The sequence below is a fragment of the Couchioplanes caeruleus genome, from assembly GCF_003751945.1.
GTDB classification, from domain to species: domain Bacteria; phylum Actinomycetota; class Actinomycetes; order Mycobacteriales; family Micromonosporaceae; genus Actinoplanes; species Actinoplanes caeruleus.
This window is the reverse complement of the sequence record NZ_RJKL01000001.1, coordinates 5,641,511-5,660,092: the sequence shown is the minus strand read 5'-3', so window position 1 is coordinate 5,660,092 and position 18,582 is coordinate 5,641,511. Positions and strand designations below refer to the sequence as shown.

The 18,582-nt window shown below is 72.0% G+C and carries 21 protein-coding genes; 7 read left to right on the top strand and 14 right to left on the bottom strand.

The genetic code is table 11. From position 1 onward, the window contains the following. Window positions 1-7: 7 nt before the first annotated feature. The gene (locus EDD30_RS25315) at window positions 8-421 is read left to right on the top strand and encodes an ATP-binding protein (protein WP_244945397.1); all 414 of its coding nucleotides are present in this window, start codon (window positions 8-10) and stop codon (window positions 419-421) included. Between the two features lie 105 nt (window positions 422-526). Here EDD30_RS25315 and EDD30_RS25310 read toward each other — a convergent pair whose 3' ends face one another. Together EDD30_RS25310 and EDD30_RS25305 are read right to left on the bottom strand one after the other, a co-directional pair. After that, window positions 527-1,222, bottom strand: coding sequence for a FadR/GntR family transcriptional regulator (locus EDD30_RS25310; protein ID WP_071808687.1), 696 nt, complete (start codon window positions 1,220-1,222; stop codon window positions 527-529). Window positions 1,223-1,482: 260 nt separating this feature from the next. Continuing rightward, a complete protein-coding gene (locus EDD30_RS25305) occupies window positions 1,483-1,872 on the bottom strand; it encodes a hypothetical protein (RefSeq protein ID WP_071808686.1) in 390 nt (129 codons plus the stop codon). 53 nt (window positions 1,873-1,925) lie between these two features. Here EDD30_RS25305 and EDD30_RS25300 point away from each other — a divergent pair, with 53 nt between their 5' ends. Together EDD30_RS25300 and EDD30_RS25295 are read left to right on the top strand one after the other, a co-directional pair. Beyond that, on the top strand, window positions 1,926-2,876 hold the full coding sequence (locus EDD30_RS25300) for a diacylglycerol/lipid kinase family protein (protein ID WP_071808702.1): 951 nt from the start codon (window positions 1,926-1,928) through the stop codon (window positions 2,874-2,876). 421 nt (window positions 2,877-3,297) lie between these two features. Next, window positions 3,298-3,552 (top strand): WhiB family transcriptional regulator, encoded by a 255-nt coding sequence (locus EDD30_RS25295; RefSeq protein ID WP_043524653.1) that lies wholly within the window; start codon window positions 3,298-3,300, stop codon window positions 3,550-3,552. A 403-nt stretch (window positions 3,553-3,955) separates the two neighbouring features. Here EDD30_RS25295 and EDD30_RS25290 read toward each other — a convergent pair whose 3' ends face one another. The 6 genes from EDD30_RS25290 to EDD30_RS25265 form a co-directional block, all read right to left on the bottom strand. Beyond that, window positions 3,956-4,762, bottom strand: coding sequence for a sirohydrochlorin chelatase (locus tag EDD30_RS25290; RefSeq protein WP_071808685.1), 807 nt, complete (start codon window positions 4,760-4,762; stop codon window positions 3,956-3,958). A gap of 145 nt (window positions 4,763-4,907) precedes the next feature. Continuing rightward, a complete protein-coding gene (locus EDD30_RS25285) occupies window positions 4,908-5,663 on the bottom strand; it encodes a phosphoadenylyl-sulfate reductase (RefSeq protein ID WP_071808684.1) in 756 nt (251 codons plus the stop codon). Then, on the bottom strand, window positions 5,660-5,818 hold the full coding sequence (locus EDD30_RS25280; RefSeq protein WP_123678510.1) for an IS1 family transposase: 159 nt from the start codon (window positions 5,816-5,818) through the stop codon (window positions 5,660-5,662). The genes EDD30_RS25285 and EDD30_RS25280 overlap by 4 nt, the downstream gene beginning before the upstream one ends. Continuing rightward, a complete protein-coding gene (locus EDD30_RS25275; RefSeq protein ID WP_071808683.1) occupies window positions 5,815-7,506 on the bottom strand; it encodes a nitrite/sulfite reductase in 1,692 nt (563 codons plus the stop codon). Before EDD30_RS25275 ends, EDD30_RS25280 begins: the two co-directional genes overlap by 4 nt. 371 nt (window positions 7,507-7,877) lie before the next feature. Beyond that, entirely contained in the window at window positions 7,878-9,416 is a 1,539-nt protein-coding gene (locus EDD30_RS25270; protein ID WP_071808682.1) for a sensor histidine kinase, read from the bottom strand. Between the two features lie 38 nt (window positions 9,417-9,454). Further along, the gene (locus EDD30_RS25265; protein ID WP_071808681.1) at window positions 9,455-10,489 is read right to left on the bottom strand and encodes an SIS domain-containing protein; all 1,035 of its coding nucleotides are present in this window, start codon (window positions 10,487-10,489) and stop codon (window positions 9,455-9,457) included. A 239-nt stretch (window positions 10,490-10,728) separates the two neighbouring features. Here EDD30_RS25265 and EDD30_RS25260 point away from each other — a divergent pair, with 239 nt between their 5' ends. Then, window positions 10,729-12,354 carry a tetratricopeptide repeat protein gene (locus EDD30_RS25260; RefSeq protein ID WP_394328308.1) on the top strand — a complete coding sequence of 542 codons (1,626 nt, stop codon included), beginning with the start codon at window positions 10,729-10,731 and terminating at the stop codon, window positions 12,352-12,354. Window positions 12,355-12,376: 22 nt separating this feature from the next. Here the strand turns inward: EDD30_RS25260 and EDD30_RS25255 are convergent, their stop codons facing one another. Then, complete coding sequence (locus EDD30_RS25255; protein ID WP_071808679.1) at window positions 12,377-12,592, bottom strand: biotin/lipoyl-binding carrier protein; 216 nt, start codon at window positions 12,590-12,592, stop codon at window positions 12,377-12,379. A gap of 170 nt (window positions 12,593-12,762) precedes the next feature. On the opposite strand from EDD30_RS25255, the gene EDD30_RS42075 reads away from it, so the two are divergent. After that, window positions 12,763-12,837 carry a 50S ribosomal protein bL37 gene (locus EDD30_RS42075; RefSeq protein WP_369752275.1) on the top strand — a complete coding sequence of 25 codons (75 nt, stop codon included), beginning with the start codon at window positions 12,763-12,765 and terminating at the stop codon, window positions 12,835-12,837. Window positions 12,838-12,905: 68 nt separating this feature from the next. Here the strand turns inward: EDD30_RS42075 and rsrA are convergent, their stop codons facing one another. From rsrA to EDD30_RS25230, 5 genes are all read right to left on the bottom strand, one after another. Next, window positions 12,906-13,184, bottom strand: coding sequence for a mycothiol system anti-sigma-R factor (rsrA, locus tag EDD30_RS25250; protein WP_071808701.1), 279 nt, complete (start codon window positions 13,182-13,184; stop codon window positions 12,906-12,908). A 5-nt stretch (window positions 13,185-13,189) separates the two neighbouring features. After that, window positions 13,190-14,020, bottom strand: coding sequence for a sigma-70 family RNA polymerase sigma factor (locus EDD30_RS25245; protein ID WP_071808700.1), 831 nt, complete (start codon window positions 14,018-14,020; stop codon window positions 13,190-13,192). A 71-nt stretch (window positions 14,021-14,091) separates the two neighbouring features. Continuing rightward, on the bottom strand, window positions 14,092-14,703 hold the full coding sequence (locus tag EDD30_RS25240; RefSeq protein ID WP_071808678.1) for an alpha/beta hydrolase family protein: 612 nt from the start codon (window positions 14,701-14,703) through the stop codon (window positions 14,092-14,094). A 2-nt stretch (window positions 14,704-14,705) separates the two neighbouring features. Next, window positions 14,706-15,101, bottom strand: coding sequence for a WhiB family transcriptional regulator (locus EDD30_RS25235; RefSeq protein ID WP_071808677.1), 396 nt, complete (start codon window positions 15,099-15,101; stop codon window positions 14,706-14,708). 212 nt (window positions 15,102-15,313) lie between these two features. Further along, window positions 15,314-16,000: an SOS response-associated peptidase gene (locus tag EDD30_RS25230; RefSeq protein ID WP_071808676.1), complete on the bottom strand. Its 687-nt coding sequence runs from the start codon at window positions 15,998-16,000 to the stop codon at window positions 15,314-15,316. 206 nt (window positions 16,001-16,206) lie between these two features. On the opposite strand from EDD30_RS25230, the gene aroA reads away from it, so the two are divergent. Together aroA and rsgA are read left to right on the top strand one after the other, a co-directional pair. Then, window positions 16,207-17,490, top strand: coding sequence for a 3-phosphoshikimate 1-carboxyvinyltransferase (gene aroA, locus EDD30_RS25225; RefSeq protein WP_123678509.1), 1,284 nt, complete (start codon window positions 16,207-16,209; stop codon window positions 17,488-17,490). Then, complete coding sequence (gene rsgA, locus EDD30_RS25220) at window positions 17,463-18,545, top strand: ribosome small subunit-dependent GTPase A (RefSeq protein ID WP_071808699.1); 1,083 nt, start codon at window positions 17,463-17,465, stop codon at window positions 18,543-18,545. Before aroA ends, rsgA begins: the two co-directional genes overlap by 28 nt. Window positions 18,546-18,582: the final 37 nt, after the last annotated feature.

Genomic DNA, 18,582 nt, shown 5'->3' with positions numbered 1-18,582 from the left:
GGGGTCGGTGACTCAGCTTCAGACAACGCATCCGGAGCCGGCGTTCGGTGACGACGTCGTGCTGCTCACCGTGCCCGCCGACGGCGGCTACCTGGGCGTCCTACGGACGGCGACGGCCGGCCTCGCGGCCCGCCTGCACTTCGCCCTCGACGAGATCGAGGATCTGCGCATCGCGGTCGACGAGGCCTGCGCCATGCTGCTGGCGATCGCCACCCGCGGGGCGGACCTGGAGTGCCGCTTCGCGGTGACCGACGACGCACTCACCGTCGAGGTGACGGTCGCCACCGTGCGCGGGGCGCGGCTGCCATCGGAGTCCTCGTTCGCGTGGAAGGTGCTGACCGCCCTGACCACCTCGGCGGCCGCCGAGGCGAACGGCCGGCACGCCACGATCAGACTCCTCACCCGCCGCACCGAGAACTGAGCCACACCGCTCCGCCCGCTGCCCGGAGCCGCGTGAACTGGCACGCTCGGCTCAGCGTCGGCCCTCGCATCAGCACGGCCAACGGATCAGCGCGCGGCCAACGGATCAGCGCGCGGCCACCGCGGCGATGTAGTCGAGGTGGCGGCGGCCGGCTTCCATCGCCCCCGCCGAGTCCCGGTTGCGGACGTGCGTCAGCAGGTCCCGGTGGTCCGCGTCGATCCGTTCCCAGTAGCCGTCGGGCAGCCCCTCGACCACTTCCTCGCCGATCCCGATGTTGTAGAGCGGCCGGGTGACCAGCTCGAACAGCGGATTGCACGTCGCCGACGCGATCGCCGAGTGGAAGGCGGCGTGCGCGGCCATCATCGTGTCGAGCTCGTCAAGGTCGGGGTCGAACATCGCGCCGCGCAGCTCGACGAGATGGGCGTCGGAGCGGCGTTCCGCGGCCAGCCCGGCCGCCGGGATCTCCACCGCGCGCCGCAGCTCGAGCAGGTCGGCGAGCCCGACCTCGGCCGAGTTGGTCAGCAGGGTGAGGCCGGTCGAGAGCGCATCGGAGAGTTGCTGGGCATCGGGGTGGGCGACGAAGCTGCCGCCGGTCACGCCGCGGGTAGTGACGATCAGGTGCTGGCTCGCGAGCAGGCGCAGTGCCTCGCGTACGGTGCTGCGGCTGACGCCCGACCGCACGCACAGCTCCGGCTCGGGCGGCAGGCGCTCGCCGGGCTGCAGGCGACCCGACGTGATCTCATCGCGCAGTTCGTCCGCCAGAAGCTGATACGCCGGCGGGCGCACCGTCGATCCGGTCACTCGCTCACCCCCTTGTGATCCGCCACACTCAGGGTAGGCCTTTCCCCGCGCGGCGGAAGTGCTGATCAGCCCAGCAGACGGAAGTCGGACGAGCTCACACCGGCGTGTCGCATCACGTCGAACCCGGCCCGAAAGCCGGCCAAGGCCGAAGGTCCGCCTAAGCCGGAGGCCAGCCAAGGCCCGGAGACAAGCCGAGGCCCTCGAGGCCAGGCCAGGCACGATGACAATCCAGGCCCGGCAGGCCGCCCAGGCGGCGGAGGTCAGTCCAGACCGAGCGCCCGCGTCGTGGTCGGCATCAGGCACAGCAGCGCGACACCGATGCCCAGCAGCATCGTCAGCGCACCCGCCCAGGCCGGCCCCGTCTGCAGCAGGAATCCGCCCGACGCAATGAGAAAGAGTTGGACGACGATCGCGGGCCCGCGGGCCCGCGCCGAACGGCCCGCCAGGGCCCGGGCCACCAGGAGGACGGCGGCGGCGCCGAGGGCGGTCATCACGGCGAGCGAGATCGCCACCGCGAGGCTGCCGGGATCTGCCGTCACGACCAGCACCATCAGGTACGCCGCAAGCACCGCGAGCGCCACCGCCTCGGCGGCGAGCAGGCGCACCGCCCATACCAGTGTCGCGGGATTCTCCACATCCGCAGGGGTCACCGCTGTACGATACCGGCCAGCTCGCGGCGGCTCCGGGAGGTACAGTGCCGCCCATGCGAGCGTTACTCGTGGTTAACCCCAAGGCCACGACCACCAGTGAACGCAGCCGTGACGTGCTGGTCAGGGCCCTGCGCAGCCAGGTCGAGCTGACGGTCGAGTACACCCTCAAGCGCGGGCACGCCACGACGCTGGCCCGCAAGGCGGCCGAGAGCGGCGTGGACGTGGTCGTCACGCTCGGCGGCGACGGCACGATCAACGAGGCCGTCAACGGAATCATGACCGCCGATCCGGGGCTCGCATCGGGGACGGCGTCGCCCGCGTTCCGGCTGCCGGCGCTCGCGGTCGTGCCCGGCGGCTCCACCAATGTCTTCGCCCGGGCGCTGGGACTCCCGCGGGACTGGGTCGAGGGCACCGGTGTGATCCTCGACGGTCTGCGCTCGGGACGGCACCGCGTGATCGGGCTCGGCCGCGCCGACGACCGCTATTTCACCTTCACGGCCGGGCTGGGGCTGGACGCCGCGGTGACGCGGCGGGTGGAACAGGCCCGGCGGCGGGGGCGTACGTCCACTCCCGCCCTTTATCTGAGGTCTCTGGTCGGACAGGTCCTCTCGGGCGAAGATCGCAAAACGCCGCCGCTCTCGATCGAGCGTCCCGGGGAGGAACCGGAAACCGGTCTGGGAACCGTCATCATTCAGAACACGGCTCCCTGGACCTATGTCGGCGACCGCCCGATCAACCCCAATCCGCAGGCATCGTTCGACCGCGGACTTGACGTGCTGGCCCTTCGTAGCCTAGGAGTGGCGAGCACAACACGGACAGTCACTCAGATGACGTCCCGGCGGGCCGATCCACGAGGCCGCAACGTCCTGCGCATGCACGACCAGGTGGAGTTCACCGTCGTCGCCGCCCGCCCCCAGTCGTTCCAGCTCGACGGCGACTACCTGGGTGAGCGGCAGAAGGTGCACTTCTTGTCCGTCCCCCGGGCACTGCGTGTGATCTGCTGAGGAGCGGGTAGGCCGAAACCGAAGGTCCTCACGATCCGTTACAGAAACACGGGCGAAAGGTCTGCAAGGCGGCGGCTACCGTACTACATTGATGGGAGCGTTCATGCGCCGGTCCCGGGGCCAACCCCCGGAAGCGGACAAAAGGGTCGTGAGCTAGCTCACCCGCCCGGAGATTTTCCGAGCGCTACCCTTGACATCGCGGGAGTTCGTGAAAGCATTCACAAGCGATATGAAGTAACCGGATGCCGCTCGCCCGCGTTCCTAATCCAGAAGGTGCAGAACGGCCTCCTGAACAAAGCTTGCTCACGCACTGGTGATCGGACGAACGCTGTCCGTCGGTCACTGCGGCGTATGCAGATAAAAGTAAGTAGTAAGCCCGCACCATTTCATTACCCCAGCCGAAACAAGGAGTGTTGCCGCCATGGACTGGCGCCACGATGCGATCTGCCGCGACGAGGACCCGGAGCTGTTCTTCCCAATCGGGACGTCCGGCCCCGCGCTCCTGCAGGTCGAGCAGGCCAAGGCCGTGTGCCGCCGGTGCCCCGTGACCGAGTCGTGCCTGCAGTGGGCGCTCGAATCCGGTCAGGACGCCGGCGTATGGGGCGGTATGAGCGAGGACGAGCGGCGCGCCGTCAAGCGTCGCGGCGGCCTGCGGGTCGGCGCTCCCACCGCCTGAACAATCCCTCACAGCATTCACGCCCCGGGCCCATCACGGCGCCGGGGCGTCGTGCTGTCCGGAGTCATCCACCGTTTCGATCCGATTACGCCACGCAATGGTGACGCAGGGCATGAATGAGATCACCGATCTTCGCGAAATGATCTCGAAATCGTCGCAATGGTTGACACCATTAGTCTCCGCGCACTCACCGTCCGATGTGGAGGGCCGGCGGCTCTCAGCGACTTCTCAGTGAGCATGATCACCGCACCGGTAACGCAGCTCACCCCAATCAAAACAACCACCGGAGATGCCCGCCACACCCGGATCAGGCAAGGGCCGGAATCGACCGCATCAAGCCACCGCGACGAACACCACACCCGTCGGACCAGGCTGCCGGGTGAATGCCACCACCGCCCCAGGGTCAGGCCGCCGGGACGAACTCCGCGCGGCCACCGGCGTCGGTCACCCGAGAGGCGACCAGAGCCGCCAGCGCCGGAGTGTCGGTGAGCGGCTCGGCGACCACCGCCACCTCCGCTTCCCGCGCCGAAGCCACCGTCGCGTCCCACAGCAACCCGGGCGCCAGGAAGTACGACACCAGACCAACCCGGCGGCACCCCTGCGTCCGCAGCGAGCGCACTGCGTCCCCGGAGAGCGGCGGCGCGGCCGAGGCGTAGGCCACCCGCCACGGCACCCCGAGACGCTCACCCAACGCCGCAGCGGCCTCCTCCACCGTCGCCCGCGCCGAAGCGCTCCGCGTGCCGGCGGCGGTGAGCACCACCCCGTCCACCGGCCCGGCCGGGGAAGCCGCCTCGCCCACCGAGGAAGCAGCCCCGCCCACCGGGGAAGCGGCCTCGTCGAGACGCACCGCCAGCCCGTCGAGCAACAGCTCCGGCACCTGGCCTCCGACCGGTCCCAGCACCTCGGCCAGCTCGACCTCCAGCCGTACGCCCTCGGCCCGCGCAGCGGTGATCTCGCCCGGCACGTCCACCCGGCCGTGGTAGGCGGCCGTCAGCAGCAGCGGCACCATGATCGCCCGCCGGTGCCCCGCCTCCGCGAACGACGCCAGCACCTGCCGAGGGCGCGGCACGCTGTGGTCGAGATACGACGCGCGCACGTCCCACCCGGGTTGCCGCGCCCGCACCGCCGCCGCCAGCGCCTCGGTCGCCCGGCCCGCCCGCGGATCCCGGCTGCCGTGCGCAACCAGGACAACCGCCTGCCGGAAGCTCATCGCGAGCCCCGCCCGCCGCCAACGGCCAAAAAGCCGCCACGGAGGAGAGCACCGCACACAACGGAAGAGCCGCGCGTAGCGGAAGAGCCCCGCACGACCGAAGAGCCCCGCGAGACGCACGAAGCAGAGCTCAGCGACGGAGAGCTCATTGGTGCAGCCCGCACTCGGTCTTGTCGAACATCGCCCAGCGCCCGGCCCGCGGGTCCTCCCCCGCCGTCGTCCGCCGGGTGCATGGCCAACAGCCGATCGATCCGTACCCCTTCTTGAAGAGCTCGTTGACCGGCACGTTCCACCGCGCGATGTAGCGGTCCACCTCCGCCTGCGTCCATGCCGCGATCGGGTTGACCTTGACCTTGCCCTTGCGGGCGTCGAACGTCACGACCGGCGTGTTCGCGCGGGTCGGTGACTCGTCGCGGCGCAGGCCGGTGGCCCAGGCGTCGTAGTCGGCCAGGGCGCGTTCCAGCGGCTCGACCTTGCGCAGATAGCAGCATTCGTCGGGGTTGCGGGCGAACAACCGGGGTCCGAGCTCGCCGTCCTGCTGGCCGACGGTCATCCGCGGGCGGATCGACCGTACGTTGACGTTCATGGTCCGTGCGACCGTGTCGCGGACCTTGAGCGTCTCGGGGAAGTGCAGGCCGGTGTCGAGGAAGACGACGTCGACGCCGGGGGCCGCGCGGGAGAAGAGGTGGGCGACGACGGCGTCGGCCATCGAGCTGGTGACGCAGAAGCGGTCGCCGAACGTCGACGCGGCCCAGCGGGCGATCTCCTCGGCGGGCGCGTCGGCGAGCTGCGCGGCACCCTCCGCGGCAAGCGCCTCCAGCGTGGCGCGCGAGCGGCGGGCGGGATCGACCGGCTTGTCCAGGGTCACCAGGCCGAGCCCGGCGGCGGTCAGCACACTCATCGGTTCACTCCCTTGGAAAGCAGCCCATGGAACTTGACCGTGAACACCCGGGCGCAGGAGTGGCACTCCCACGCCCCGTGCGAGGCCTCGTGCGGATAGAGGTCCTCGTCGCCGCAGTAGGGGCAGTACAGCGGGGTACTTCTCGCGTCGCTCATGTGAGTAGACCTTCGTCGGCCCGGATGACCCAGTCGGCGAAGCTCTCGCCCGCGGTGCGCCCCGCCAGATAGTGCCGGGCGATCCTTTCGACGTACTCGGGCAGCTCGTCGGCCGTGGCCTTGAGGCCCCGCAGCTTGCGGCCGAAGCCGGCGGTCTGGCCCTGCGCCATGCCCAGGCCGCCGCCGAGGTGGACCTGGAAGCCCTCGACCTGCTCACCGCGCGCGTTCATGACGAGCTGCCCCTTGAGCCCGATGTCGGCGACCTGGGTGCGCGCGCAGGCGTTCGGGCAGCCGTTGATGTGGATCGAGATGTCCACGTCGAAGTCGCGGAGCCGCTCCTCGAGGCGGGCCACCAGCTCCTCGCCGCGGGCCTTGGTCTCGACGATGGCGAGCTTGCAGTACTCGATGCCGGTGCAGGCCATGGTGCCGCGGCGCCAGGCCGACGGACGGGCTTCCAGCCCGATGCGGCGCAGGCCTTCGACGAGCGGTTCCACCTGGTCGTCGGCGATGTCCAACACCAGAAGCTTCTGGTACGGGGTCAGGCGCACCCGGTCCGACCCGTGCCGAGCCACCAGGTCGGCGAGACGGCTGAGCTGCGTGCCGGAAGAGCGCCCGACGACCGGGGCCGCACCCACGTAGTTCCGGCCGTCGCGCTGCTTGTGCACTCCGATGTGGTCGATCGGCTTCTCCGGCAGCACCGGCGGCGGGCCGTCGATCAGGGCACGGCCGAGGTATTCCTTCTCGAGCACCTCACGGAACTTGGCCACACCCCAGTCGGCCAGGAGGAACTTGAGCCGGGCCCGGTTGCGCAGGCGCCGGTACCCGTAGTCGCGGAAGATGCCGACCACGCCCTCCCAGACGTCCGGGATCTCGTCGAGCGGCACCCAGACCCCGAGGCGCTCGGCGAGCCGCGGATTGGTGGAGAGGCCGCCGCCGACCCACAGGTCGAAGCCCGGCCCGTACTGCGGGTGCACGACGCCGAGCAGGGCGATGTCGTTGACCTCGTGGGGCGTGTCCGCCAGCCAGGAGATCGACGTCTTGAACTTGCGCGGCAGGTTCGAGTAGCGCGGGTCGCCGATGTACCGCTCGACGATCGTGTCGATCGCCGGGGTCGGGTCGACGACCTCCTCGGTCGAGACGCCGGCGACGGGGCTGCCGAGCACGATGCGGGGGCAGTCGCCGCACGCCTCGGTGGTCTGCAGGCCGACGGCCTCGAGCCGGCGCCAGATCTCCGGCATGTCCTCGACGCGGATCCAGTGGAGCTGGATGTTCTGCCGGTCGGTGATGTCGGCGGTGCCGCGCGCGAACTCGGTGGAGATCTCGGCGATGGTGCGCAACTGGGCGAGGTTGAGCGCGCCACCGTCGATGCGGACGCGGAGCATGAAGAACTCGTCCTCGAGCTCGTGCGGCTCGAGGACGGCGGTCCGGCCGCCGTCGATGCCCGCCTTGCGCTGGGTGTAGAGGCCCCACCAGCGGAAACGGCCGCGCAGGTCCTGGGGGTCGATGCCGGCGAAGCCGGTGTGGGCGTAGATGTTCTCGATCCGGGCCCGGACGTTGAGCGGGTTGTCGTCCTTCTTGATCCGCTCGTTCGGGTTCAGTGGCTCGCGGTGTCCGACCGCCCACTGGCCCTCGCCACGCGGCTTGCGGGGGCGGACGGCTGGCGCGGCGGCGGTGTTGCTGAGCGCCATGGCGGCGTCCCTCCGGTCATGGTGGGCACGCGGCGACGCTCACGGCAGGGCTCGCGACATCGATGTCTGGAGAAGCCGGGCGTCTCGCGCGCCCGAGAAATCAAACGGGCGGCGTCAGACAGCCGGACACATGGCGCTGCGGACACGGCCGTAGTCGACGTGGCGCCGGGCCACGAAGCGGCGGTCAACTGCAGCGGTCATGTCGGCAAGCCTCTCACGCACGGCGATTCTGGGCCAGTGCGGTCCAGAATTCGGGAGTGTGGCCACGGCCACTGTTTCACCGCGCGCACCGGGAAAGGCGCCGGTGCCAGACGCGTCGGCGCTTGCCCCGCCCGTCAGCGCCGGCCCCGCGCATCAACGCCGGCCCCGCATCAGCGCTTGCCCAGGGGGACCACCAGCACGGCCTCGGTGCCACCGCCGGCGCGGTTGCGCAGTTCGATGGTGCCGCGCAGCTCGCCGGTCGCCAGCGCCCGGACGATCTGCAGGCCGAGGCGGCCGCCCGCGTCCGCCTGGAAGCCCTCCGGAAGTCCCTGCCCGTTGTCGGCGACGGTCACGTGCAACTGCTTGCGGAAGCGGTGCGCGGAGACGACGACCTCGCCGGACGGCTCGGGCGGGGTCGCCGACGGCTCCGATTCCTCGCCGGGCGCCGGGAAGCCGTGCTCCACCGCGTTGATGAGCAGCTCGTTGAGGACCATCACCAGCGAGGTGGCGATCTCCGCGGGCAGCACGCCGAACGTGCCCTCGCGGCGCATCTTGACGGTGATCTCGGTGGCCGCGACCTCGGTGGCGGCGGTGGCGACACGGTCGACGATGCCGTCGAACTCGACCGCCTCGTCGCTGGACATCGAGAGGGTCTCGTGCACCAGGGCGATCGACGCAACCCGGCGTACGGACTCCTGCAGGGCCATCCGGGCCTCCGGGAGGTCGACCCGGCGCGCCTGCAGGCGCAGCAGCGCCGCCACGGTCTGCAGGTTGTTCTTGACCCGGTGGTGGATCTCCCGGATGGTCGCGTCCTTGGTCATCAGCGCGCGGTCGCGCCGGCGGACGTCGGTGACGTCGCGGACCAGCACGAGCGCGCCGATCGGCACGCCGGCCGGCATGAGCGGCAGGGCGCGCATCAGGACGGTGGCGCCGCGGGCCTCGACCTCCTTGCGGGGCGGGGATTCGCCGCGCAGCGAGGTGAGGATGCGCTCGGCGGCGTCCGTACCCTCCAGCGGGTCGGTGGCGAGCCGCTTCGACAGCACCGACAGCTCCTCGCCGACCAGATGGGCGTTGAATCCGAGCCGGCGGTACGCCGACTGCGCGTTCGGGCTGGCGTAGGTGACCTTGCCACCGGCGTCGAGGCGGATCAGGCCGTCGCCGACGCGGGGCGCCGAGGTGGTCTCGCCCTGGTGCCGCTGCGGCGGGAAGGTGCCGTCGTTGACCATCTGGGCCAGGTCGTCGGCGGTGGTCAGGTAGTTCAGCTCGAGCTGGCTGGGCGTCCGCGCGGTCGACAGGTTGGTGTCGCGGCCGATGACGGCGATGACCTCGATGTTCTCGTCCTCGCCGCGGAGCCGCACCGGGATGGCCTCGTGGCGCGCCGGGGTGTCGCCGTACCAGACCGGGTCGCCCTCGCGCCAGATGCGGCCCTGCACGTACGCGATGTCGAGGTGGGCGACCTCGGGCCCGCCGGCGATCTTGCCGACCTGGTCGTCCTGGTACGCCGTCGGCGCGGTCGTCGGGCGCACCTGGGCGACGCAGAGGAAGGACCGGGACTCCGCGGGCCGGGGCCGGACGGGCACCCACAACAGCAGGTCGGCGAAGGACAGGTCGGACAGCAACTGCCAGTCGCCGGCGAGGCGGGTGAGGTGGTCGATGTCGGCGGGGCCGAGGTCGGTGTGCTCTTCGGCGAGATCGCGCAGCGTGGACACGGCCCCAAGCCTGCCATCCCTGCCCCGGCCCCGGGCGGTCAGAGGGTCGCGGTGACCTTCTTCAGGCCGCGCGGTGCGTCCGGGTCCTCGCCGCGCGCGAGGGCCAGGGCCAGGGCCAGCTTCTGCAGCGGCAGGATGTCGAGCAGCGGCGCGTAGCGCTCGTCGACCTCGGGCACGGCCAGCCGGCCGCACGCACCGGCGATGTCGTGGGCGCCGACCGTCACCACGTCGGCGCGGCGCTCGCCGAGCCGGTTCACCACGTCGGCCATCGAGGTGCCACCGGGGCCGCCGCCGACGACGGCCAGCACCGGGACGTCGGGGTCGGTCATGGCGAGCGGGCCGTGCAGCAGGTCGGCCCCGGAGAAGGCGAGGGCCGGCAGGTAGGAGGTCTCCATCAGCTTCAGGGCGGTCTCGCGGGCCGTCGGATACGCGTACCCGCGACCGGTGGTGACCATCCGCGACGCGAACCGGTATCGCTGGGCGAGTTCGTCGGAGCCCCGCTCGGCCAGCGTCTCCTCGGCGAGCTGCGGCAGCTTCTCCAGCGCCGCTCGCTCGTCGGCGCCCGGCCTGCCGTCCCCGTTGCGCACGCCCTCGACCAGCAGCAACAGCGTCAGCAACTCGGCGGTGTACGTCTTGGTCGCGGCGACCGCGCGCTCGTGCCCGGCGGCGATGTCGATCGAGAGCTCGGCGGTCGCGGCAAGCGGGGAGGCGGGGTTGTTCGTCACCGCAAGGGTGACGGCACCACTCTCCCGGGCGACTTTCAGCACCTCGGTGAGATCCGGCGAGCCGCCGCTCTGGCTGACGCCGACCACGAGCGCGCCGGCGAGATCGGGCCGGGCGCCGTAGAGCGTGATCGCGCTGGGTGAGGCGAGGCCGACCGGAATGCCGAGGCGGATCTCGGTGAGGTACGCGCCGTAGAGGGCGGCGTGGTCGGAGGTGCCCCGCCCGACGAAGACGACGTGCTTGGGACGCTGCTCGGCGATGCGGGCGGCCACCTCCGCTATCGCCGCGGCCGGTCCGCCCTCGAGCAGCCGGGAGTATCCGGCGGGCTGCTCGGCGATGTCGGCCGCCATCCCCTGACCTCGCTGCGTCACTGAACCTCCCGGAATTGCGCACTCTCGCTCGTACCGTGCGCAGTCTTGCACTTTTCGGCCGCTAAACGCAACGTATTGAGCACTACTACGCAGGCTTGCCGGACTGACATATCGAGCGTCGTCGCCTAGGCTTCGCGTCGGTGGCACACCACGTGCCACCTACGCGCGCGAGGCCCGGCATCGCCGGTGCCTCGGACCGCCCGCGCGATCAGGAAGGCGTGGCCATGGACGACTCAAGGCGCTCCGCCGACGGCGATCTCGAGCGCGCCCGCGCGGCGCTCGATCGCGGAGAGGTGCACCATGCCGCCGACCACCTGGCCGGCGCGATCGCGCACGCGCCGACCCTGCCGGAGATCCACGAGCTGCTCGGCCGCCTCGCGACCCGCGCGGACGGCGGCCTGGAGCTCTTCCCGCTGGAACAGCACGCCTTCGTGGGCACGGTCGTCGCCCGTGCCCACCTGCTCGCCGCGGCAGGCCGGCCCGAGGACGGGCTGCCCCTGCTCGCGGCGGCGAGCGGGCACACCCCCGGGGTCGACTGGGCGGGCGTGCCCTGGGTCAGCGACCCCGGCCTGGGCGAACGGATGGAACCCGGCCTGCTGGCCCGGATCGTCATGCAGTTGTGCACGACGATCGGCGACCCGGCGCCGGAGGCCGGGCGGGCGGCGCTGCGGCCGTACCTGACGCTGGTCGGGCATGCCGTGCGGGCCCACGCCGACCACGCGATGCTGCTCGGCGCCGGCTCGGCGCTGGCGCGCCGGCTCGGAGAGGCGGAGCAGGCGGTGCGGTGGGCGACCCGGGGAGCCCGGTTGCGGCCGTCGAAACTCGCGGAGATCTGGCTCGGGTACGCGTACCGCAGCGCGGGCCGCATCCCGGAGTCCCTGGCGGCCCTGCGCCGCGCGGTGATGTACGACCCGGACGACCTCTCCGTGTACGCCGACATCGCGGGCACCCTTGCCGACCACGGCCGCATGGACGACGCGCTGGACTGGATCGACCGCGCCCTGGCCAAGAACCCCGACGACGACTGCGCGGTGCACACCGGGCACCGCCTGCGCTACCGGGCCGACGGCGACCTGGCCCACCTGGTCCGCCTCGCCGACTTTCAGCGTGATCACTTCGACGACACCCACGAGCACACCGACCTTGCGGAGTGCTGCGCCGATCAGCCGTGGCTGAGCCGGGTGCCGTCGGGCCCCGACTCCCCGCCGGACCCGGCGCGGGAGCCCTTCGTGGCCGGCGCCCCGACGCCCGCCGCCGTGGAGCGGCTCCACCGCGCGGCCCATCCGCTGTGGCCGCATCCTCCGGCCGCCTACGACGCCGCCCTGGGCCTGGTCCTGGTCGAGCCCGAGGATCTGCTGGCGCTGATCGCCCATCCACCGGCGGCCCCGGACGACGAGGTGGGCCGGGCGCTCGCCGCTCACGATCCCGACCTGTGGCGCCGCTGCGCCCAGGTCTGGGCCTGTCTCGGGCTGCTGCACCACCGCACCGAGGAGCCGTGGCCGTTCTCCATCCGGCGCCGGCTGCTGGTGGACCTCGCCAAGGGCGGCGTCGACCGGATCACCGAGGCGGCGCTCTTCGCCCTGATCACCTATGCGTGGGTCGACCCGGCGGCGCGCTCGGACGTGGCGGCGCTGGTGGGCCGCCGCCTCGCCGCCGCGGCGGGCTCACCCACCCTGGCGTGGTCGATCGCCCACCTGGCGCTGGCGACCCCCGACCTGTCGCCGGAGAACCGGGAGCGGGCCGCGGCGATCATCAAGGCGGAGGAACACGCCGCCCTCTTGACGATCCCGCGGCAGCGGAACCGGCGCGCGGGACTCCTGCGGCGGTGGATCTCCGGCCGCTGAGCCCCGGGCGCCCGCCCGCGCACTACTCGATGACGGCGATCAGGTCGCCTTCCTGGACCACGTCGCCCTCGTTGACGGCGAGCTGAGCCACCACGCCGTCGGACTCGGCGAGCACCGGGATCTCCATCTTCATGGATTCGAGGATCACCAGCGTGTCGCCCTCCTCGACCTCGGCGCCGGCCGCGGCCACGACCTTCCACACATTGGCCACCATCTCGGCACGGATCTCGTCGGCCATGGTGCTTGTCCTCTCCTCGGCGCTGTCGCTCGAACGGTATCCAATCATGATTCGCTCGCGGGCACATATGGGGCGCGCGGTCTGGCGTTACGCAGGCGACTACGATCGGCGGGTTGGACGTACCCACGGCCGCCTCGCCGTCGGGAGCCGCACGACGACAGGAGAACGACATGGCCAAGAAGGCTCGCAAGAAGAAGGCCCGGAAGAAGAGCTCCGCCAACCACGGCAAGCGTCCCAACTCCTGAGCCGTGGAGTGACGAAAGGGCCCGTAGCGTTCGAACGCTACGGGCCCTTTTCTCGGGTCAGGACGGGCTCAGGGCAGATACTCGTGGCTCTCCACCTCGACCACGTACTCGCTGAGCTTGCTCTTGAGCCGCTCACGCAGCTCCCGGGGCGCGGTCTCGTCGCCGCAGCAGCGGGCGACCAGCGCCTTCACCTCGTGCTCGATGCCGTATTCGCGCAGGCAGTCGGAGCAGTCGTCCAGATGCTTCTGGATGAGTCGCCGACGTTCGTCGCTGCATTCGAGGTCGAGGTAGAGATAGACCTCGCTGATGACGACGCTGCAGTCGGTCTTCTGGTCCTCGTCGCTCACGTCGCTCACGCCTCCTGTGCGGCGGGCGTGCTGGAGCTGCGGGTGATTCCCCGATCCACGGCGTACCGCTCGAGCAACTTGCGCAGGTTGCGCCGGCCGCGGTGGAGACGGGACATGACCGTGCCGATCGGCGTACCCATGATGTCGGCGATCTCCTTGTACGAGAAACCCTCGACATCGGCGAGGTAGACGGCCAGGCGGAACTCCTCGGGCAACTGCTGCAGCGCGTCCTTGATGTCGCTGTCGGGCAGCCGGTCGAGCGCCTCGGTCTCGGCCGAGCGCAGACCGGCGGACGTGTGCGACTCGCTCGACGCGAGCTGCCAGTCCGAGATCTCCTCGGTCGGGGCCTGCACGGGCTGCCGCTGCTTGCGCCGGTACGAGTTGATGTAGGTGTTGGTCAGAATCCGGTACAGCCAGGCCTTGAGGTTGGTGCCCTCTTCGAACTGGTGGAACGCGGAGAAGGCCTTCAGGAACGTCTCCTGCACCAGATCCTCGGCGTCGGCGGGATTGCGCGTCATGCGCAGGCCCGCGGCATACAACTGGTCGACGAACGGCAGCGCGTCCCGCTCGAAGCGCGCGCGGCGCTCGTCGGTCCGCTCGCCGCGTCCGCTCCGTTCGACCCGCTCTGTGGGCGTCACCCGCATCTCTCCCCTCGACCGTGTCGAGGATACGGGGAGTGCCCCATTTGCAGATTCGAAAACCGCTGGTGTGCTCACGCTCACCGATGGGGGAACGGGCGGCGGCGACACCGCGGGCCACTCCGGCGAGCACAGCAGGTCACGCACCCGGCGGGACTGCTGACCTTCCCGCTCGGCGAACTCGGTTCCGCCTCGCACGTTGCACACCCCTTCCGACGGACAACCCTCGCAGGGGATGCAACGCCCGCGGCGGCTGTCCGCATTCCGACTTACTCGGCCCACCCGTGCCGGCGCAACCACGCCGCCACGATCTCGGCGGTGCCGGGAAGGTCCCGGCGCAGGTCGTGCACGGCTCCGGGGCGTACGGCGACCTCGACGGTGCCGGAGGCCTCGGGCAGGCCGAAGGGGTCACGGTCGCCGTTGACGACCAGCGTCGGCAGTCCGGTGGGCAGTTCATCGGCCCGGCTGCGCTCCGGCCTGCCCGGTGGGTGCAGCGGGAAGGCCAGCGCCAGCACGCCGGCGGCACCGAGCGATGGCGCCGTACGGCAGGCGACCCGCGCCCCGCTGGACCGGCCGCCGGTGATGAGCGGAAGAGCCGGGTCGGCGATCTCGGCCAGCACGGCGCTCCACGCCTCGTCGAGGTGACCTGCGGGCGCGGGCGCGCGGCGACCCGCCACCCGGTAGGGCTGGGTGACCAGGGCGACCCGGACGGCACCGGCGACCGCCGCGTCGTGCACCGCGGTCAGGTCGGGCGCGTCGACGTCCCCACCGGCGCCGTGGCCGAGGACGAGCATACTGAGGGGCGGGCCGGCGGGGTCCGTGAGCCGGACCCGCGCCGGTCCGCGCGGGGTGTCGATCTCGAAGCTGCGCACAGCTCCCATGGTTACCGGCTGACCGGCTCCAGGGTGAGCAGGCGGCGATCTTCCTCGTCCGGGTGGTCGTCGACCGGGTCACCGTTCGGCTGCACGCGTTCCCGCCAGGCGATGAGCATCGCGCGGCGTTCCCGGGCCGTGGTGCCACCCCAGACCCCGTGGCAGTCGCCCACCCGGAGCGCCCAGGCCAGGCAGGGGCCCTGGACGTCGCAGGTGCCGCAGAGCGCCACCGCGCTCTCGGTCGGCTCGTTCGGAGCCGGGAAGAAGGTTTCCGGATCGACCGTCCGGCAGGCGCCCCTGGTCCGCCAGGCCTCGTCGGCCCTGCGTTCCCGGATGGCTCCGAGCAGCCTCGGATCGCGTCGTGCGATGGCGACTTCGTGTGGACGCGGCATTCGAGCGCGTGTCATCAGCCCACCTCCCCCGTGGGTACCGGTAGAGCCGTGGCGACGCGGCCCGCACCATGCGCGCCGTCGCCACACCGGCGCTGGTTTCTATCGCACGGAGGAAGATCAGAACAAGGGTCCTATCAATCTCTGAACAAAACTTGCATTTCGATATGCGACTATTACCGGGCAAATAGGCGGTCACGATTTGCCCACGCCCGTCGAAGACGCCCGCCTCAGAACAGAGTCGACTCCGGGGCCGGAGCCGGCAGCGGCGTCGTCAGCGCCGGACCGTTGTTGCGGACGTTGCCGACGTCCGGGCGGACCGCCCGGACCTCGATCGCCTCCAGGGCCGCCTCGGACGGGGGCCGCAACAGCTCGCCGGGGTCCTCGCCGCCGGTCAGCCACGCCGCCCAGCGCTCGCGCGGCAGGATCAGCGGCATGCGGTCGTGCACCGCCGCGAGCCCGCCGAGCGCCGCGGTGGTGAGCACGCTGCAGGTCAGCGTCTCGGCGCGCCACATCGTCCAGATGCCCGCGAAGGCCAGCACCGAGGAGTCGCGCGGGGTCATGTAGTAGGCCTGGCGCTGCCTGCCGGTGCGCACCCACTCGTACCAGCCGTCGGCCGGCACCAGGCAGCGGCGGCGCTGGAAGGACGCTGCGAACGCCGGGGAGGTGGCCACCGTCTCGGACCGGGCGTTGATCATCCGGGCACCGGCGCGCGGGTCGGTGGCCCACGGCGGCACCAAACCCCAGCGGGCGGTGTCCACCACGCGGCCGCCGTGGCGCTGCGACATGCGGATCAGCGGCACCGGGTCGGTCGGCGCGACGTTCCAGCTCGCCGGGGGTGCCTCGGCCACCGCGACGGCATCGAAGAGCTGGCCGAGGTCGGCCTCGCTCTTCGTGGTCGCATACCGCCCGCACATGCGCCAGACCCTACGCCCGATGCCGCCACGCCCGCTGACCCGCCGAAGCCGCGCGCGACGGCAGCCCTCGTGTCCGGCAGGCCGGGCGAGTCAGCGGGCCGCGTGTCCGGCGGGCCGCGCGCGGCGGCGGGCGGTGACAAGCCGCCCGGCGGCGCAGCGGCGGGCCGCGCGCGGCGGCTGTCATACCCGACCGGCAGAATGGGTCCGTGACCGCAGAAGCCCGACCCTGGACCGCGCCCGTCGCCACGGGGCCCGTCTCCGCGACCGTGCGGCTGCCCGGCTCCAAGTCGATGACCGCGCGGGCCCTCGTGCTCAGCGCCCTCGCCGACGGCCCCGGCGAGATCCATCGCCCGCTGCGGGCCCGCGACACCACGCTGATGGCCGCCGGCCTGCGGGCACTGGGCACCGGGATCGACTCGTCCGGCGCGGAGGTCTGGCCGGTCGAGCCGGGACCGCTGCGCGGGCCCGCCACCATCGACGTCGGCCTGGCCGGCACCGTCATGCGGTTCGCACCGCCGGTGGCCGCGCTGGCCGAGGGCACGGTCACGTTCGACGGCGACCCCCACGCCCGCAACCGCCCGCTGCGGCCGATCGTGGAGGCGTTGCGGTCCCTCGGCGTCGTCATCGACTCGTCGCCCGAGGGCGGCCTGCCGCTCGTCGTGCGCGGCACCGGCGCGGTCGACGGCGGCTCGGCCGTCATCGACGCCTCGGCCTCCAGCCAGTTCGTGTCGGGCCTGCTGCTGTCGGCGCCGCGCTTCGCCAAGGGTCTCGTGCTGCGGCACGAGGGGCCGCCCGTGCCGTCCGCGCCGCATCTGCGGATGACCACCCACATGCTGCGGGCGGCCGGAGCCGTCGTGGACGAGAGCGAGGCGGACGTCTGGGCCGTCGAGCCGGGCGCCCTGAGCGGACGGACCTGGCGGATCGAGCCCGACCTTTCCGGCGCCGCGCCGTTCTTCGGCGCCGCCATGGTCACGGGCGGGTCGGTGACACTGGCCGGCTGGCCCCGCGAGAGCTGGCAGCCGGTCGGCGCCCTCGCGGAGCTGCTCACCGGGCTCGGCGCCGAGGTGAGCCAGGACGACGACGGGCTCACCGTGCGGGGCACGGGCACCCTGCACGGCATCGACGCCGACCTGTCCGAGGTCAGTGAGCTGACCCCGGTCGTCGCCGCCCTCGCCACGCTCGCCTCCTCGCCGTCCTCGCTGCGCGGGGTGGCCCACATCCGCGGCCACGAGACCGACCGCATCGCCGCGCTGGCCCGCGAGCTCACCAAGGCCGGCGCCGGGGTGGTGGAGCACCCCGACGGCCTGGACATCACGCCCCGGCCGCTGCGGGCGACGACCTTCGAGACCTACGCCGACCACCGGATGGCCCACGCCGCGGCCGTGATCGGCCTCGCCGTCGGGGGGATCGACCTCACCGACGTAGCGTGTACGTCCAAGACGCTGCCCGAGTTCCCCGAGCTCTGGGCCGGCCTGGTGACAGGGAGCTGAAGCTGCCGGCACGCAAGCGGGAGTACGACGAGGATGACGTCCGGGTCCGTCCGGGCCGGTCGTCGCGCCCGCGCACCCGGACCCGCCCCAAGCACGAGGACGCCGTCGGCGCGCTGGTGATCACCGTCGACCGGGGCCGCTACGGCTGTGTCCGCGAGGACTCGGACAGCGAGGACGAGATCGTCACCGCGATGCGCGCCCGCGAGCTGGGCCGCAAGTCCGTCGTGGTGGGCGACCGGGTGGCACTGGTCGGCGACGTCTCCGGCACGCCGGGGGCGCTGGCCCGCATCGTGCGCATCGCCGAACGCACCTCCGTGCTGCGCCGCACGGCCGACGACGACGACACCACGCCCGAGGGCCGGCTCGAGCGGGTCGTCGTGGCCAACGCCGACCAGCTCGTGATCGTCAGCGCGCTGGCCGATCCGCCGCCGCGCACGGGGTTCATCGACCGGTGCCTGGTGGCCGCGTACGACGCCGACGTCGAACCGCTGCTGTGCCTGACCAAGGCCGACCTCGCCGGGCCCGCGCCGGTGCTGGACTACTACGCCGAGCTGGATCTGCCGTACGTGCTGGTCGAGCCGGACAGCGACCTGAGCGAGCTGCGCGAGCACCTCGCCGACCGCATCTCGGTGCTGGTCGGTCACTCCGGCGTCGGGAAGTCGACGCTGGTGAACCGCCTGGTCCCGGACGCCCTGCGGGCGGTCGGCGTGGTCAGCGCGGTGGGCAAGGGGCGGCACACCTCGACCAGCGCCGTGGCGCTGCGCCTGCCCCGGGTCAAGAAGAAGGGCGACCCCGGCTGGATCATCGACACGCCCGGGATCCGCAGCTTCGGACTGGCGCACGTGAGCGCGGAGAGCCTGTTGCACGGCTTTCCCGACCTGGTCGAGGGGACGGTCGACTGCCCGCCCAACTGCGGGCACACGGCCGCGGACGTCGACTGCACGCTGGACGCCTGGGTGGCGACCGGCAAGGCGGACGCGCGCCGGCTCGCGTCGTACCGCCGGCTTCTCAGCAGCCGTGCCGGGGAACTGGACGTGCGCGACCAGCCCGAGTGACGCCGCGCCGGCAGCGCGTGATCCGCTAGCGTGCCCG

What these genes read in the sequence shown, in the direction of transcription:
- EDD30_RS25295 (WP_043524653.1), top strand. Translation starts at nt 3,298, where the DNA reads ATGGACTGGCGCCACGATGCGATCTGCCGCGACGAGGACCCGGAGCTG.
- EDD30_RS25300 (WP_071808702.1), top strand. Translation starts at nt 1,926, where the DNA reads ATGCGAGCGTTACTCGTGGTTAACCCCAAGGCCACGACCACCAGTGAA.
- EDD30_RS25255 (WP_071808679.1), bottom strand. Translation starts at nt 12,592, where the DNA reads ATGGCCGACGAGATCCGTGCCGAGATGGTGGCCAATGTGTGGAAGGTC.
- EDD30_RS25280 (WP_123678510.1), bottom strand. Translation starts at nt 5,818, where the DNA reads ATGAGCGACGCGAGAAGTACCCCGCTGTACTGCCCCTACTGCGGCGAC.
- EDD30_RS25290 (WP_071808685.1), bottom strand. Translation starts at nt 4,762, where the DNA reads ATGAGCTTCCGGCAGGCGGTTGTCCTGGTTGCGCACGGCAGCCGGGAT.
- EDD30_RS25285 (WP_071808684.1), bottom strand. Translation starts at nt 5,663, where the DNA reads ATGAGTGTGCTGACCGCCGCCGGGCTCGGCCTGGTGACCCTGGACAAG.
- EDD30_RS25265 (WP_071808681.1), bottom strand. Translation starts at nt 10,489, where the DNA reads ATGGCGGCCGACATCGCCGAGCAGCCCGCCGGATACTCCCGGCTGCTC.
- EDD30_RS25230 (WP_071808676.1), bottom strand. Translation starts at nt 16,000, where the DNA reads ATGTGCGGGCGGTATGCGACCACGAAGAGCGAGGCCGACCTCGGCCAG.
- EDD30_RS25275 (WP_071808683.1), bottom strand. Translation starts at nt 7,506, where the DNA reads ATGGCGCTCAGCAACACCGCCGCCGCGCCAGCCGTCCGCCCCCGCAAG.
- EDD30_RS25240 (WP_071808678.1), bottom strand. Translation starts at nt 14,703, where the DNA reads ATGGGAGCTGTGCGCAGCTTCGAGATCGACACCCCGCGCGGACCGGCG.
- EDD30_RS25235 (WP_071808677.1), bottom strand. Translation starts at nt 15,101, where the DNA reads ATGACACGCGCTCGAATGCCGCGTCCACACGAAGTCGCCATCGCACGA.